Source organism: Vibrio coralliilyticus ATCC BAA-450 (assembly GCF_000176135.1).
Lineage (GTDB): Bacteria > Pseudomonadota > Gammaproteobacteria > Enterobacterales > Vibrionaceae > Vibrio > Vibrio coralliilyticus.
Genome location: NZ_ACZN01000017.1, coordinates 842,692 through 858,609, shown reverse-complemented (window position 1 = coordinate 858,609; position 15,918 = coordinate 842,692). Strand labels below are relative to the sequence as shown.

The following is a 15,918-nucleotide window of genomic DNA, read 5'->3' as shown; positions in this document are numbered from 1 at the left end:
AGAGTCTAAAATGACACAAATAATGCTAAAAACGACATTGTATGCCTAAGATTAATATTGCCGTATTTAACTATCCTTTTGCTCTCAAATCGGCCGTATTTGGTTTTGAAGAGCTTTTTCAGTTAGCCAACCGAGCATGCCGTGAGAGTGAACTTGAGACGGAGTTCAAAGCGCACATTATTGACGCGTGTAATATGCCTCCCAAGCAATTTGATGTCGTGCTGCTCCCGCCCAGCATTGACGATCAGTTCTACCGAAAACCAGAAGCACCAGTACTCGAATGGCTGGTTGAGCAACACCGACGTGGCAGTGTGATTGCGTCGGCGTGTGCTGGCGCGTTTATCTTGGCGGCGTCAGGGATTGGTGGACAAAGGACTCTGACTACCCATTGGGGGCTAGCTGAGACCTTTAAGTCACAGTACCCATCGCAGCCCATGGAGATAAATCAAATTTTAATTGATCATGGCGATGTGATTACAGCTGGTGGCATGATGTCTTGGTTGGATCTCGGACTGGAGTTGGTATCCAGGTATGCTTCACCACAAATCATGCGACAACTGGGTAAGATGTTGGTCATCGATACTGCGCCAAGAGAACAGAGGTTTTATCAGCAATTCACGCCATCATTCTCTCATGGTGATATTGCAATTGTTGAAATTCAGCACAGAATCAGTGCCTGCTTTTCTCGGACAGTGTCGGTAAAACAATTGGCTGTTGAAGCAAACTTGACCGAAAGAACTTTTCAGCGTCGATTTATGAAAGCCACAGGCATGAATCCAAACCAGTATTTGCAGCGAGTACGGGTGCAGAAGGCTTGTGACTACCTGGAAGGTTCAACTCATTCTTTTGAGTGGATAAGCCATCAGGTAGGGTATGAAAACGCGAGTGCATGTCGCAAGGTATTCAGTCAGATAATGGGGCTGACCCCGGGGGAGTTTCGTCGGCGCTTTAGACGATAAATAAAAAGCCCGCAATGATTGCGGGCTTCTGGGAGTTGGAGGCTTACACCTTAAATCTGTCTACCAATTCGTACAGCTCATTGGCGCGTTGATTCAGCTCTTGGCTGCCTGAACGGTTTTCGTTGGCCAGTTCAGCCGATTGAGAGCTCTGGTCAGAAATCACCACTATGCGCTGTGAAATTTCCTGGCCTACCAAGCTTTGCTCTTCGGTCGCGGTTGCGATTAGGGAGTTCATATCCATGATGGTGCCGATGGATTCCTGAATCTGAATCAGCGCCTGAGCAGCAGCATTGGCTTCTGCTACCGTGCTGGCCCCACGCTTCTGGCTTGATTCCATGGCTCTTACCGCGTCGTCCGATGCAGCTTTTAATTGTTCAATCATCTGGTGAATCTCACCAGTACTGTCTTGGGTACGACTCGCCAGTTTACGAACTTCATCGGCAACAACTGCAAATCCACGACCCTGCTCACCAGCACGAGCGGCCTCAATGGCTGCGTTCAGTGCCAGCAGATTAGTTTGTTCTGCGATGTCTTGAATCACTTCCAAAGAGGAAGAAATGTTTTGCACATCACCTTCAAGACGAGAAATAACGCCATTCGCCTGAGAGACTTCTTCGGCAAGCGCTTCCACCGATTGGGCGGCAGAATTGACGATGCCTTGTGCTTCTTTGGCATTGTCATCAGCTTCTTTGGCAGAATGCGCCGCTTGGCTGGCATTGTTCGAGATTTCAGATGCTGTTGTGGTCATCTCGGTCATCGCGGTTGCTACTTGCTCAGTCTCTTGACGTTGACCTGAGGCCAACTCATCTACTTTCGCTGCGCGACCCGTCATGTCGCTGGTCTCGGAAACAACTTGCTGACCTACATCACTGACGCTTCGAATGATGGTTTGCAGACTAGCGACAAAAGCATTGAAGTTTTTGCTAAGTTGGGAGAATTCTGGCGCTTTGAAATCTTCCATACGGGCGGTCAGATCCGCATCGCCGCTGGCAAAAGAACTGATCGAAGCATCGAACATTTCTAATGGCTTAAGAATGGTTCGGTTAACAGCCACAGCAAAGGCAGCAACGATACCAGCGATCACGATACAGAACAAAATGATGGCAGAGAGGGTTTCCTGTAGCGCTTCCGTCGTCGCATTTTCCATTTCAGCCACAATGGCATCGATGTCGTCGGTATAGAAACCAGTACCTAGCATCAAATCCCATTCAGGAATAAATATAGAGTAACTCAGCTTAGGTAATGCTTCGGTTTCTCCCGGTTTCGGGAAGTAGTATGTGGTGAATTCACCTGTTTTGGCGTTACGTATCAGATCTTGGATTAAGTAATTGCCTTGTTTGTCCTGTAGGTTCCAGAAACTGTCGCCAATCCCTTTGCTACTTTGACCTTGGACTCTTCGTATGCCTTTAGAGTCGTAGCCAAACACATAACCTGTCTTACCGTATTCTAAAGTCTTTAGGGTTGGGTAGGCTTCTTCTAGGCTGGCGCCTCTATCAAGAAAAGGTTGGACGGCAGATTTTGCCATTTGAAGGTAGTTTCTCAGTTCCGCTTTCTTCATGTTCATCATGTTAGTGCGGGTTACATCGATTTGTTGGTCATTGAGTTCACTGGTTTTTACGTAAGTAAAACCAAGCATGCCCAGTGCAATTACCAGTAAAGGAACAAGCGCCAAAATGTACAGGCGACTTCGAATAGTTAGACTCATACAAACATCCTGTCTTTGAAAGGTCTTTGGCGTTTTTACATTGTCAGAGCTGCTTCTGGTATGAAACGCCTGTTGTTATTAATTTGGTTCACGCGTTCTTCTTCTGCTCGAGTTTGTGAGTAAAAGAAGGGCATTGTTCCAAACGTTTATTTTATAAGACTAGCCAATTTATCGACGTAGGACTGTGAATCTTGATAGGTTAATTCGTGTTCGATGTTAGACATTAGTCCTATTTTATCGGAAACATTGACCGGAATCGCATTTTCGCTTTCCAGTCAGCAGCTTAGAAATGGTATATCGGTTGTTTGCAAATCTGAGATAGCACCAATCTGCAACTGGACGGATGAGCTTCCAACGCAATGGAGCGTACAACCAGCCTTTTCCGACCAGTTTCCATGCGAGATAAGTCACATCTAAACCAAGCAGAAGCGTCCCGTTGTTATCCAATGCGTGAAGAATTTTAGTCGCATGTCTGGCGTCAATCTCAGGATAATTGAGGAAGTTTTCGGAGTGAATATCAACCAGCATCAAATGCTCTTGGTTGTCGTAGTGTGCAAGGCGCTCCATTTCTTTCACACACAGTGGGCAGGTACCATCGTAGAAAATCGTAAGTTGAGTCATAGGATTATCCTTTTTTCATCTTCTACGTATACACGACTTCATTGATCAGCCACAGGCTCTTTTAAATAAGTGTGCCAGATATCGCTGAGCGACTGGTACTGGAAAACACAAAAATCTTTTCGATCAGCCAAGTAATCATTTTCTACTTCATCCAGCAAGTTGCTGTGCTTTTCAGGGTTACTGCCGTAAACCAAACATAAAGTTGAGAAGTAGCGTTGCAAGTCAAAACTGTGTTCATCGATGTATTCACCAAAGTCGTAGTAATCTGGCCTGTCGTCGGACTCAAAAGCAAACATATCAGCAGCGCTGATAGCGGCTTCATCACCATCGTCTAAATATTCGATCATTAAAATCGCAGCAAGATTGTCCACCGCATCTTCTTCTTTACCGAGAATAGGAATGTTTTGATCGGCGATATATGCATGCCCTGCTTCGTGGAGCAGCGTGTGTAAAACGGTGTCCATCGCTCCAAGTTTGGCCTCTTTACCGTACTTTTCGTCGTACTTGTTCTTGATAAAGTAATCCAGTGCCTCTTGATAGAAGTGATAAGGCATATGCACCGTGTGCTTTTCTGGGTCATAAAGTGGCCCGTCTTCGCTACCATATTGAATCGTTAGCGTCTTGTTAAACGGGAACAGCGTATCTGACAACTCTATTACGGTATCGTTGACTCCGCTTGTTTCAATGTCTGCTTTCATTTGCTCTTCTGCTTGGTTAGCGGGAGGCAGGTATTGGATCTGAATGTTCTTCTCAGCGGCATATGCCGCCGGCGTGATCGCTGTCGTCATAGCAACAATTGCCAGCGGGAAAAGGTGTTTAAACATAGGCAAACTCAATCTATCTGTATATTTAATATGCTGACTCAATATTGACATAAAAACCGCCTTTTCGCGTAAAGTTGCACCTCGAAAGGAGACCTGACCATGAAAATCATCCCGCTGCTTAAGCAGCCGCGCATCCAATAAGCGTTGTTTAGCTGAACGTCTAAGCAACGCCACGAAATTCGTTCCGTGGCAAATCTGAATTAAACATTGAGGATTTTGTCATGTCACAAAAACATTGGTCGACATTTCAGTTACTGCATCAAGTGGTACAGAACAAAAACATTCATATCAAAGGGACTCACAGCTACTACAGCGATTGTTGGGATAACGGTTTTGAACAGTCCGTCGTCCGCTATTTGCATGGTGACGAAATCAGTAAGCAATGGCAGCCGAGATGGGATATTGATCAGCTCTATATCGGTGACTATGTTTGCATTGCAGCAGAAGCCGTTATTTTGATGGGTGGAAATCACAACCATAGAACGGACTGGTTTTGTCTCTATCCATTTATGGAAGAGGTTGAGCGCTCTTATCAAGGTAAAGGCGATACCGTCATTCATGATGGAGTATGGATAGGCATGCGTGCCATGATCATGCCGGGCGTGACCATAGGTGAAGGTGCGGTTGTAGCGGCCAACAGTGTGGTGACCAAAGATGTGGAACCATACTCGATTGTCGGCGGAAACCCTGCCAGATTGGTTAAGCATCGTTTTGCCCCTGAGCTGATAGAGAAGCTGGTGGCACTGGAAATCTACCAGTGGCCTGAAGAGAAATTTGCTGCGATGCGTAAGTTTCTGACTCAACCAGACTTCGAATTGCTCGAAAAAGCCATGAAAGATTACGACCAAAAACATGTCTAACGACTAAAATTAGGGCAGCGAGTCAGCTTGTGCTACACTCGCCGCCCTTTTCTGTTTCAATGAGATCAATACCATGAGTACTAAGCAAGAACTTCAAAACCTTCACAATCGTCTGGACAAGTGTCAGCGTAAGCTGGATGCGGCGAAATCTCGTGGTGATCAGGAAATGGTGACTAAGTTCACTGATGAAGCAGATAAGCTAAGCAAAAAAATTCACGTGATGAAAAGCAAACAGAAATACGACATGAACAAAGAGCGTAAGAGCTTGATTGACATGCCGTTCTCACGTGCAATTACTAAAGAAGAACAAGCAGACATGGGTAAGCTGAAAAGGTCAGTCAAAGGTCTAATCGTGGTTCACCCAATGACTAAGCTGGGTAAAGAGCTGAGACTTGAAGTCATGACTGGTTACGCACCGAAGAAATTCTGATTTCCAGATAGCTGAAAAAGCGCCGTAAGGCGCTTTTTTGTTATTGCTTTCTGTTATTGAAGGAGGCTTAGTGAATATCGAGTTTGCTAAGCAATGATGGATATCCCCAGCCATTTTCTCCGGCTTTGACGTCATCTCCGGTCAGGTATTGATACAGAGTCGGAGCCAGAGAGCCGTTCTCCTCACTACTCAGTGGCGTAGCTTGTTTGCCAATTGGAGCGCCCCAAAATCCGATAAAGGCGTCCTTCTCCAAATAGCTTTCGCCTGCGTGACGGCCCGGAACTTTCGTATTGTAGCCAATGCCTTCCCGAGGGAACAAATTCACTGTACCTGCTCGCGGTTCGGCGTAAAGCTTAGCGAGTTGTACCACTGAATCAGGCCTAGGCGTAAACTGAGTCAGTTCGCGCCATTGCATTTCATCACACCAGCTTTGTGGGTTGTCGATGTCTGCTCGGTTGACACATTGATTGATCAACTGAGCAAACTTCTCAAGCTTTGCTTGATTTGGTGAAGGCAGATAAGGGTTGAGTTTGTTGACTTCCAGTAACGCTGTTTTGCAATTGGCTTTGTAGAAATAGCGCTCTCCTTGTTTGATGATGAGCTCATCGATTCGTTTGCCGTCACGCTGAGCGACCAAACGTACCTGACACTCTGTCTCATCGCAGGTTGATTCTCTGACGACCAAGTAGTCGAGACTATCTGAAAGCTTTTCTACTGACTCTGCAATGATGTCCAGCTTTTCCCCTTGTGGTGCATTGACCGGTGTCCAGTTGGTCAGCTCCGAATAGACAGGTTGTGTTTGCCAACCCGATTGCGAATTAAACATATCCATCATGAAGTTACCGCCAGCGGTAGAGGCTACCACCACATCAACACCTTTGTTACTCGGATAATTTAATGCATTGGTGATCTTTGGTCCTTCGCCTTCATCAGATGAGATTTTCTTGATCACTAGAGGGTAGTCGAGTGATTCCGAAAGTGGCTCAAAGATCGCTTTCTCCGGATTTAAGGTGTAGTAGACCGGAGATAAACCATGGTCCCCCGCCATTCCCAAAAGTGTCTGCTGGTAAATACCGGCGTCCTTGTACGCTTGTTCAATTTGACGTATCCAGTAATCGAGACGGTTAAGTTCACCTGTTGGCATAATGATTTCATCGCTAAAAGGGCCAACAAAGTGAGCAAAATGATCCGGCCACGGATTGTAGATCAGAGCGTAATCTGGCATCCCTTGCCCATCAAGCTCTGCATAAGTAGCGATGTCCTGTTCAATCTTCCATTTGCGGGTCAGCTTAGTGTAGAAGTCCCATAGCGGTATCTGTTGATAGCTTTGAATGTTATCGATGAGGGACTGACGCTGCTTCGTTAGCACGTTTTCCACTTCGGCTCTTTCATTCAGTTCTCTCAAGCAACGTTTCTCACCAAAGTCACGCAGTGCTTCGCCTGCGCCAAGGTTAACCAGACCGTCGTAACTGGTGTGAGCATTCCAGTCGTATTGGGCGTTACAGTTAAGCGTTTTCAGGTGAACCAGTCGGTCAAACATCGTCTGAACCTGATTGGCCTGCATTAAGCGATCGAGTTGAAGGGCATCATTACCAAAGAAGTAATAGGCTCTGTCTTCGTTTCGGTCGACAAAGTGGAAATTCGGGATTCCTGTTCCCTGTTCGCCAGAGACTTTTGCCCCTGTTTTGATGATAGGCAGGTTTCTTACGCTGATCGTCGGTGTGGAAGATATTCCGACCCGAGCAATGGAGTCGATATGGTTTTGGTAAAGCCGTTTGAAGAACGGTAAGTAATAAGGGTCACGATACGTTTGTTCTGATAGAACCTGAAGAAAACGCATGGATTGAACGTGTTCTGGGCTGCTTGTTGCGACAGGGCTGCCGAGCTCAGTACTCTTAAGATGTTGTTGGTAAGCGTGGGAGAGAAAAGGCTTATCTGGATCAACCAACCCTTCGATTAACCCTTGTTGCAACCCGTCGACCGTTATCTGAACAGCAAAGCGGCGGTTCTGCTGTGACTCGAGAAACTCAATTGCTTGTTGAGGGTGATCATCAAACGCGTTTTGTAGCCAGTCATTGAGGCGTTCTTGTCTCTCATCCTGATAGACAAACTGACGATAGGCTTTCAGCACATTGAGACGCACAAAATCAATTAAGGTAATGGTTAACGCTTGTGCTTTGTTATTCGGTTCGCTGGCTCTGTCGGCTGCACCATCGGCCACAATGCCGAGTATGGCCTGTTTCATGTCGCTCTCTTCCATCCCCGAGGCGGCTTGTTGCATGATGCCAACCACGATAGGTTGAATTTTGGCGACCAGTGCTAAATCCTCAGGTGACTTGGTCAGATATGTGTATTGCTCAGGCAGTCGATCCATATCTTGCCATTCGCCAATCTGAACCAAAGCGTCATATACGGTCACCATAGCCGCCATAAACTGACCATTAATTTGGATGCCTTCGTGGTGAGCCTGATCTTTAGCGTGTTGCTTAGGCTTTTTTTTGGCTTTCTCCTCTAGAGCAAAGAGCGAGTGCTCAAAGCCTTTCAGAGCTTGTTTGTCATACACAGTTTGCAGGTAGGTTTTAAATTCATCGTCACTGCTTATTCCTGTGTAGCGATCGTAGAACTGATAAAGAAAATAGCCGAGAGGAATGGAATACGTCGGATCGGCAAGCTGTGTCATGACCCGGCTTTTCGTGCTTGCATCAAGTGGTAATGTCAGTAGGTAGGTCTCTAGAGTGAGACCGCCAATGGTAAACAGGGTCATGTCACGAGCAAAGCGCGTGGAGTAGGACAATGACGAGGTGATTTGATTTTTCAGTACTTCTGTTGAGTTAAATAGCCCACCGATCACTGGGGTATCGCCGATATCGGCGTAAGCCGAACTTAAAGGGGTAACTGCTGCCACAATTGCAGCAGGAAGAAGCCGTTTTCTCAACCAAGCCATTACTTATTATCTCATTCATTATACTGATGATTTTCATTCTGGCAGGCTTATGGGAGAGTGCAAGAACAGGCTGACCAAAGCCTCGATTTGATAGCGTCAGAATGTGACTTGGTTCCAGTTGTCGTTGCTGTTAGATAATTAATCCTAGTGAGAAAAGCTGTAATTCAGATTAATTTACAATGTAAACCCTAAGAGATGGGAAGGGATTTCCCAGTCTCAAATGATGACTTTTTATCATGGTGAATATGATTTAAAGTGATTTTAATTCATTCTTGATTGGCTTTACCTTATTAGCTGTTCAAGATGATATTGAAGAGAGATGACTATGAGCCAAGAAAACCTTCGTATAGTGCCTATCACAGCGCAACACGATGCAGCGATCTGCCAGATAATCAAGCAGGTCGGCAAAGAGTATGGTGCTGTGGGAGAAGGGTTTGGGCCGTCTGATGCTGAGGTCGACAATATGAGTCAGCATTATCATGAACGGAACCGAAGCTTGTACTTAGTTGCGCTCCTGGATGACAAGGTGGTTGGCGGTTGTGGTGTTGCGCCTTTTGGGCAAGATGAGCAAACGTGTGAATTGAAGAAGCTCTTTTTACTCAAAGAGAGTAGAGGGCTTGGCTTGGGGAAAACCTTGTCGTTGGCCTGTTTAGAATTTGCTAAGCAACAAGGTTTTGAGCGTTGCTATCTGGACACTTTATCCAATATGTCTGCGGCGGTGCGTCTCTACGAAAGCTTGGAATTCGAACACCTCACTGCACCGCTAGAAGGTACCTTGCACAATGGCTGCGATGTTTGGATGCTTAAAATTTTGTGATGCTAAGAAGGTGATATGAATAACTACAAACTGCTGCGCCCATTGCTGGTACTGCTCCAAACTCGTAGCTTGACCGAGGCGGCACTGCAGCTCAACGTCACCCAGTCTGCGATGAGCCGAACCTTGAGCCAGATAAGGACGGCCTTTGACGACCCGATTTTGATTCGGGAAGGCAAACAGTTTGTGGTCAGTGCTAAAGGCCAGCAGTTGCTCGCTCAACTGCCTGAGTTGATTGGGGCATTAGATGAGCTTTATGCGGCGGAAGAGTTTTCGCCTCATGCTTGTCAGCGAGAGTTTAGACTGGCCTACACTGCATTTCTGTCTGAATCGAGTGTGCCTCTGGTGTCTTCTGAACTATTCAAATTGGCGCCAAACGCAGGGGTAAATGGAGAGCTGTGGCAAGATCAGAATGTCAGCGTTCTCGGTGACAGCCCGATTGATGTACTGGCGACCACACTCGACTACTTTCCTGAGAATATCTACGGCAAAAAATTGCTTGAAGACGAATATGTGGTGCTGATGTCTGGTAGTCATTCGCTGGCTCAGGCTAGCCTTGAAATGGATGATTATTTTAATGCTTCTCACGTGATGGTGCATGGTATGCGAGAGATGCGTCAGTATGTGGGCGAGCAGTTTGAACAGCGCCAGATTCGCCGTAAGGTGATCGCCAGAGTGCCATCGTTTACTGCGGCAATGGAATTGGTCTGTCAGAGTGATGCGCTGGTTACCGCGCCTTTGCATCTGGCGGGCTATTTCTCCAATCGGTTTGACTATGTTGTAAAACCATTGCCCTTCGACTTGCCCAAGCATAGTTACTATCTGCTGTGGCACAGTCAGTATCAAAAAGATCCTGCCCATCGATGGTTTCGGGAGCAGAGCTTTGCGGCATTACAGCGGCATTTGAAGCTGATGCACGCTTCTGGCGTTGAGCAGATGTAAAAAAGCCCTGATAGTCAGGGCTTTTTGCTGAGATTGAGGGTCTAGTGTCAGTAACCCATTAATTGCAGTAGGTTTTCTGCTGTTTTTATCGCCTCTTTTCGGTTAGCGATATTGAGCTTCTGGTACAGGTTACGAATATGAGTTTTGATCGTGGTGCCCGCCACATCCAACTCCTGAGCAATTTGCTCGTTACTAAAGCCAGAATAGATCAGGCCAAGTACCTGCCATTCACGTTGAGTTAGTGGACTGGTGCGCACCAGCTCTGGAATATTCGGGTGGTTAACCAGCTTCTCAACAAATTCTTCATCAAAGTGAACCGAGCGGCTACGTTGAGTTGTCGAGATATCTTTGAGCAGCTGCTGAGCGCGATGGCGTTCAAGATCACCCAACTCATTTTTGTTGACCAGCTTTTCGAGAATATGACCGATCTTGCCGCCTTCAACGAGGAAGTTACCCAAAATACCCGTCTGATTTGTCAGTTCCAGTGCTTGTTTGAGCAGTAACTTAGCGCGCTCTTCATCTTGCTGTGTGGTCGCCAGTACAGCTTCAACAATCAGGTTGCGGTTATTGTCCGTGACCAGACTGTTTTGATTCGCTTGCTCTTGAAGGAATTTAAGCGTTTCAGCCGCTTCATCAAACATACCTAGATTGATCTGTGCACGGGAGATGTTACGCCACTGCAGTTGAGTAAAGTGGTTACACGCTTTTTCTGGGCGAGGTGTGGTTTCCAGCCAATGTTGGATGGCTTCCATATCGCCTCGTGCCTGCCAGAACAGAATCAGAGACAACGAAGCGTTAGCCGTCCAGTCAACATGGTAGGTAGACTGCTTCTGTAGGTGAACAATTTGCTCAATGAACTTGTTGGCTTTGTCCAGCTCACCACGGCCAATAGCGATGCGTGCCAGCATAGAGTAGCTATGTAGGTGCTTACTTGGGCTGTGATTGCCCAGTACATCCAAGCCTTTATAGGCGCATTCCTCAGCTTCATCAAGACGATTCCAGCACCAGAAAATCTGTGCACGAATACGTAGCAGAAACTCATGCATTGGAACTTGCTGCAGCTGCTGTTCTTCGATCAGCTTGAAGGCATTTTCCTGCACTTCAAAGGCTGCTTGGACATAACCTTGGGCAATTAGAATTTCGCTTTGCTGAAGCATCGCCCATAACGCCTGATGGTAAACCTGATACTGACGTGCCAGCTTTTCGGTCTGCTGCATCATAGGCAATGCGCGGCTAAGATGACCTAGCACATGGTTTACTTCACCAACAACGGACGTTGCTACGATACGGCTTCGGTAAACCGTGCTATCAAGTTGTCCTAGAGATAACTCAGCGAGCTCGAGCGCTTTTTCCGGTTCATTTTGGTTAATGGCTACCTGCGCACGTAAAGCGTTAAATTCGCCCTGTTCTTTAGTGCTCAGCGTTACATTGAGCGCTTTCATTTGCTCATCCGCTTTGGATAGCAGATCGCCAACATCATTATATCTGTGCTGACTTTGCGCTAACCATGCCTGAAGCATGCACAATTTTGGCTCACTATAGAGCTGCTCAGGGGCGAGGGTGTTGATCGCTTTTTCTACCGTTTGTAACTCACCACCGTTAAACATTTTCCAGCCATATTGGCTCAAGATGTCTGCAGTAAGCTGACGGTTCCCCGCTTTTTGTGCGTGACGAAGCGCCTGATGTGGAGAAGATAAATTCAACCACGCCTTGGCAGCGGTTTGATGCAGTTCTTGCTCTTGCTGAGGAATACGTGCCGAGCGCTCATGGGATAAGAATTCAGCAAACAGGTTGTGGAAGCGATACCAGTTCTGTTCGCCTTCAAGTGGGTGGATGAATAGGCCGTAGCGATTGAGTGACTCAATCATGCTAAGCGCATCATCACGTTTTGTCAGAGTAGAAACCAACACATCGTTGAAGTGATCGAGAACAGAACATTGCAGCAGGAACAGGCGTGTTTCTGCATCCAGTAGGTCAAACACCTCTTCCACCAGATAATCCCAAAGATGGGCATGATTAAACTGAGAGAATGACTCGGCGGATTGAGCCAGTGTTTTGTGCTGGTGTTGAGCCTGAAGCGCGATCAGTTGCAATGCTGAAGGCCAGCCTTCGACATAGTTTCTTAAGTTGTCAGCAGTCGTATCATCAATCCCATCTGCGACTCGCTGATTAAAGAAGCGGGTGGTTTCTTCTGTATCGAATGCCAGTAATTCGTCACCAATCTCGATCATCAGATCGCGAACACGTAAGTTAGCCGTACCGAGCGGCGGTGTCGCACGACTGGTGACAACTAGAGTTAGGTTGTCTGGCATGTGTTTGAGGAAAAAGCGAATCGCCTCATGGATATCATCGTTAGAGATAAGATGGTAGTCATCCAGGACCAGATAACACTCTTGATGAAAATTGGCGAACTCGGCAAACACTTCGCTGAAAAGGGAGTGAAGTGAAGAGAACTGGCGCTTTTCAGCCAGCTTCTGAGAATTTGGACAAGCGTTATGTGTAGCTTTATTCAATGCCTGTAGCAGGTAGTTGATAAAGCGGAACGAATCGTTGTCGCTTTCATCAATACTGTACCAGCCCGCATTGGCTTTATCAGCCAGCCATTGCGAGGCCATAGTCGTCTTCCCGTAACCCGCTGGCGAGCGGAATAGGACCAGTTTATAGCAGGGGGCTTGCTGTAATAAATCGAGAACTCTTGGGCGGACAATTGCGTTGTGTAAACGTCCCGGACGGGTTAATTTCGAAGGAATCCACATCTTCTTTTCCCTGTTCTTAAACACTCTCGAATCCAGATTCTACTCGGAGTGTGTTGATTAAAACTTAGTCAATCAGACCTAATGACAGGGATGTTACTTGAGAACAATAGCGACAGTTATTGATCAACCACCAGATTTTCGCGTATTTCACACTTTGCCTGCCTCTACGCCCTTTATTTGTGATGTTTGTCACTTTATGTTGATTTTATAAGTGAGAGTTATCGCTCCTTCTGCACCAAAAACAATGAAAGTTGCGTAAATCTTCCGCTCAATATGTGATCAGATGAACATATTGATTATTTTATTGAGAATCCAGACACCTAACATTCATACATCAGCGTTAAGGTGAAATCCGTTGATGGTGTGATCTTTATCACCAGAGCTTAGGTGTGAGCCCAATTGATTTGAGAGTTAGATCACTGAGCCTCTGGTCATACGCCCTCTACGCCCTTCATCCTCCTCCTAATAAGCCGTGTATTTGGGAGGATGTTTTGGTTGTCGTGTCAATGCACGATATGTCTCAGATGGATTAAACCCAATAAGTGAGATTTCTCTAATGAAACCTACGCAACAGAAAAATTTTGATAAGGCGTCATTCCAGGAAAGCGTCAAGAAGCATCTGACCGCGACGTACGCTACGACGGTTGAAAAAGCTGACAGCCGCGCTTGGTATCTGGCAATGGGCCGAGCTCTGGCTGAGCTGACTACGTTTGATATGCTGCAAACGGAGCAGGATGACAAAATCCTTAACGCAAAAAGCGTTAACTACTTATCTCTTGAGTTCTTGATTGGCCGTTTGACAGGCAACAACTTGATCAGCCTTGGTTTGTACGAGCAAATCACAGCAGCAATGGAAGAGATGGGGCAAAATTTAACAGACCTGCTTGAAGAAGAGCGTGACCCGTCACTGGGTAATGGCGGTCTGGGTCGTCTGGCTGCGTGTTTCATGGACTCTCTAGCGGCACAAGAATTCCCAACCGTAGGTTACGGTCTTCACTATGAGTACGGCCTGTTTAAACAGTCGTTCCAAGAAGGTCATCAGCAAGAAGCGCCAGACGCATGGCGTGGTGTTGAAGGCTATCCGTGGGAAGTTGCACGTCCTGAGCTAGCTCAGGAAATTGGTTTTTACGGTCACGTTGAAGTTTACCATGAGGACGGCAAAGAGAAGCGTCGTTGGGTTCCAGGCATGTCTGTAAAAGCAATGCCATGGGATTTGCCAATTGTGGGTTATGAATCTGATACGGTTTACCCACTGCGCCTTTGGGAATGTCAGGCTATTGCGCCATTCTCATTAGCGAGCTTTAACAATGGTGACTACTTCGAAGCTCAGCACTCGTTAATCGATGCAGGCAACATCACTAAAGTTCTATACCCGAACGACAACCACGAGAAAGGCAAAACGCTGCGTTTGATGCAGCAGTACTTCCACTCAGCAGCATCGGTACGTGACATTCTTCGTCGCCACGAAGAAGCTGGCCACACACTGGCATCGCTTCCAAAATACGAAACCATTCAGCTAAACGATACTCATCCGACTATCGCGATTCCTGAACTGATGCGTATCCTGATCGATGAAAAAGGTTTAGGTTGGGATGAAGCCTGGGATATTAGCTCAAAGACGTTTGCTTACACCAACCACACATTGCTTCCAGAAGCATTGGAAACGTGGAGTGAGTCTCTGATTCAACGTCTGCTTCCTCGTCATATGGAAATCATTTACCACATCAACCACCTGTTCCTGCAGGAAGTACGTCAGAAGTGGCCGGGTGATGTCGCTAAACAGCAAAAGCTATCGATTATCCAAGAAGGTTTCCACCGTATGGTGCGTATGGCGAACTTGTGTGTGATCGGTTCCTACGCGGTGAATGGTGTAGCTGCGCTGCACTCTGAACTGGTTAAACGTGACTTGTTCCCTGAGTTTGATGAACTGTATCCAACTCGTCTGCACAACGTGACTAACGGTATCACGCCACGCCGTTGGCTGAAATTCTGTAACCCAGGTCTGTCTGCACTGATTTCAGAAAAGATTGGTACAGAATGGCCAGCAAAACTGGAACAGCTAGAGCAAATCGCTAAGTTTGCGGATGACGCGAAGTTCCAGAAAGAATTCATGGCTGTGAAGAAAGAGAACAAACAGCGTCTTGCGGACTGGGTGTCTGAAAACATGGGTATCGAACTTGATACCAACGCGATTTTCGATGTTCAGATCAAGCGTCTGCACGAGTACAAGCGTCAACACCTAAACATGCTGCACATTCTGTCACTTTACCACCGTCTATTGAACGATCCTGATTTCGATATGGCGCCACGTGTTGTGTTCTTCGCAGCTAAAGCGGCACCAGGTTACCACTTAGCGAAAGAGATCATCTATGCGATCAACAAGATTGCTGAGAAGGTGAACAACGATCCTCGTATCGGCAACAAGCTAAAAGTTGTGTTTATCCCTGACTATCGTGTGAGCATGGCAGAGATCATCATTCCTGCTGCTGACGTATCAGAGCAAATCTCTACTGCGGGTAAAGAAGCGTCAGGTACAGGTAACATGAAGATGGCTCTAAACGGTGCACTGACTATCGGTACTATGGATGGTGCAAACGTTGAAATCCGTGAAGAAGTCGGCGACGACAACATCTACATCTTCGGTCTAGAAGTTGATGGTGTTGAAGCGTTACGAGCACAAGGTTACAACCCATTTGATTACTACCACGCAGACCCACTACTGAAAGCGTCTCTGGAGCTATTGCTAGGTGAAGAATTCACTCCGGGTGAACCAGGTAAACTGCGTGCAACATACGATAGCCTACTTGATGGTGGTGACCCGTACCTATGTCTGGCCGACTTTGCATCTTATGTGAAGGCGCACGAAGACATGGATAAGCAATACCGTGACCAAGCGGGTTGGGCGAAGAAAGCGATTCTGAATACGGCATTAGTTGGCAAGTTCAGCTCCGACCGCTCTATTCGAGATTACGTCAATAACATCTGGAAATTAGAAAGCGTTAAACGCTAATTCCTAACAATAAAGCCAAGGCTGCAAAGCCTTGGCTCTCTTAATTACATATT

Annotated in this window: 11 protein-coding genes; 6 read left to right on the top strand and 5 right to left on the bottom strand. The window is 46.6% G+C overall.

Translation table 11 applies throughout. From position 1 onward, the window contains the following. Positions 1 to 41: 41 nt before the first annotated feature. On the top strand, positions 42 to 959 hold the full coding sequence (locus VIC_RS18965; protein WP_006961824.1) for a GlxA family transcriptional regulator: 918 nt from the start codon (positions 42 to 44) through the stop codon (positions 957 to 959). A gap of 43 nt (positions 960 to 1,002) precedes the next feature. On the opposite strand, the gene VIC_RS18960 is transcribed toward VIC_RS18965, so the two are convergent. From VIC_RS18960 to VIC_RS18950, 3 genes are all read right to left on the bottom strand, one after another. Further along, a complete protein-coding gene (locus tag VIC_RS18960) occupies positions 1,003 to 2,664 on the bottom strand; it encodes a methyl-accepting chemotaxis protein (RefSeq protein WP_006961823.1) in 1,662 nt (553 codons plus the stop codon). 234 nt (positions 2,665 to 2,898) lie between these two features. Next, positions 2,899 to 3,285, bottom strand: coding sequence for a thiol-disulfide oxidoreductase DCC family protein (locus VIC_RS18955; RefSeq protein WP_006961822.1), 387 nt, complete (start codon positions 3,283 to 3,285; stop codon positions 2,899 to 2,901). 38 nt (positions 3,286 to 3,323) lie between these two features. After that, a complete protein-coding gene (locus VIC_RS18950) occupies positions 3,324 to 4,109 on the bottom strand; it encodes a DUF4344 domain-containing metallopeptidase (RefSeq protein WP_006961821.1) in 786 nt (261 codons plus the stop codon). Positions 4,110 to 4,330: 221 nt separating this feature from the next. Between VIC_RS18950 and VIC_RS18945 the strand changes: the two genes are divergently transcribed. Continuing rightward, entirely contained in the window at positions 4,331 to 4,969 is a 639-nt protein-coding gene (locus VIC_RS18945; protein WP_006961820.1) for a CatB-related O-acetyltransferase, read from the top strand. A gap of 73 nt (positions 4,970 to 5,042) precedes the next feature. Next, on the top strand, positions 5,043 to 5,399 hold the full coding sequence (locus VIC_RS18940; protein ID WP_006961819.1) for a YibL family ribosome-associated protein: 357 nt from the start codon (positions 5,043 to 5,045) through the stop codon (positions 5,397 to 5,399). Positions 5,400 to 5,466: 67 nt separating this feature from the next. On the opposite strand, the gene VIC_RS18935 is transcribed toward VIC_RS18940, so the two are convergent. Further along, positions 5,467 to 8,343: an alkaline phosphatase family protein gene (locus VIC_RS18935; protein ID WP_006961818.1), complete on the bottom strand. Its 2,877-nt coding sequence runs from the start codon at positions 8,341 to 8,343 to the stop codon at positions 5,467 to 5,469. 325 nt (positions 8,344 to 8,668) lie between these two features. Here VIC_RS18935 and VIC_RS18930 point away from each other — a divergent pair, with 325 nt between their 5' ends. Both VIC_RS18930 and VIC_RS18925 read left to right on the top strand, forming a co-directional pair. Then, positions 8,669 to 9,160, top strand: coding sequence for a GNAT family N-acetyltransferase (locus VIC_RS18930; RefSeq protein ID WP_006961817.1), 492 nt, complete (start codon positions 8,669 to 8,671; stop codon positions 9,158 to 9,160). A gap of 15 nt (positions 9,161 to 9,175) precedes the next feature. After that, a complete protein-coding gene (locus VIC_RS18925) occupies positions 9,176 to 10,099 on the top strand; it encodes a LysR family transcriptional regulator (RefSeq protein ID WP_006961815.1) in 924 nt (307 codons plus the stop codon). A 47-nt stretch (positions 10,100 to 10,146) separates the two neighbouring features. On the opposite strand, the gene malT is transcribed toward VIC_RS18925, so the two are convergent. Then, positions 10,147 to 12,855: an HTH-type transcriptional regulator MalT gene (malT, locus tag VIC_RS18920; protein WP_039952207.1), complete on the bottom strand. Its 2,709-nt coding sequence runs from the start codon at positions 12,853 to 12,855 to the stop codon at positions 10,147 to 10,149. Between the two features lie 556 nt (positions 12,856 to 13,411). On the opposite strand from malT, the gene VIC_RS18915 reads away from it, so the two are divergent. Continuing rightward, positions 13,412 to 15,865, top strand: a complete 2,454-nt coding sequence (locus tag VIC_RS18915; RefSeq protein ID WP_006961812.1) for a glycogen/starch/alpha-glucan phosphorylase — start codon at positions 13,412 to 13,414, stop codon at positions 15,863 to 15,865. Positions 15,866 to 15,918: the final 53 nt, after the last annotated feature.

Bases quoted from the DNA above. Each gene is read 5' to 3' on its own strand.
- VIC_RS18965 (WP_006961824.1), top strand. From the start codon at position 42: ATGCCTAAGATTAATATTGCCGTATTTAACTATCCTTTTGCTCTCAAA.
- VIC_RS18960 (WP_006961823.1), bottom strand. From the start codon at position 2,664: ATGAGTCTAACTATTCGAAGTCGCCTGTACATTTTGGCGCTTGTTCCT.
- VIC_RS18955 (WP_006961822.1), bottom strand. From the start codon at position 3,285: ATGACTCAACTTACGATTTTCTACGATGGTACCTGCCCACTGTGTGTG.
- VIC_RS18950 (WP_006961821.1), bottom strand. From the start codon at position 4,109: ATGTTTAAACACCTTTTCCCGCTGGCAATTGTTGCTATGACGACAGCG.
- VIC_RS18945 (WP_006961820.1), top strand. From the start codon at position 4,331: ATGTCACAAAAACATTGGTCGACATTTCAGTTACTGCATCAAGTGGTA.
- VIC_RS18940 (WP_006961819.1), top strand. From the start codon at position 5,043: ATGAGTACTAAGCAAGAACTTCAAAACCTTCACAATCGTCTGGACAAG.
- VIC_RS18935 (WP_006961818.1), bottom strand. From the start codon at position 8,343: ATGGCTTGGTTGAGAAAACGGCTTCTTCCTGCTGCAATTGTGGCAGCA.
- VIC_RS18930 (WP_006961817.1), top strand. From the start codon at position 8,669: ATGAGCCAAGAAAACCTTCGTATAGTGCCTATCACAGCGCAACACGAT.
- VIC_RS18925 (WP_006961815.1), top strand. From the start codon at position 9,176: ATGAATAACTACAAACTGCTGCGCCCATTGCTGGTACTGCTCCAAACT.
- malT (WP_039952207.1), bottom strand. From the start codon at position 12,855: ATGTGGATTCCTTCGAAATTAACCCGTCCGGGACGTTTACACAACGCA.
- VIC_RS18915 (WP_006961812.1), top strand. From the start codon at position 13,412: ATGAAACCTACGCAACAGAAAAATTTTGATAAGGCGTCATTCCAGGAA.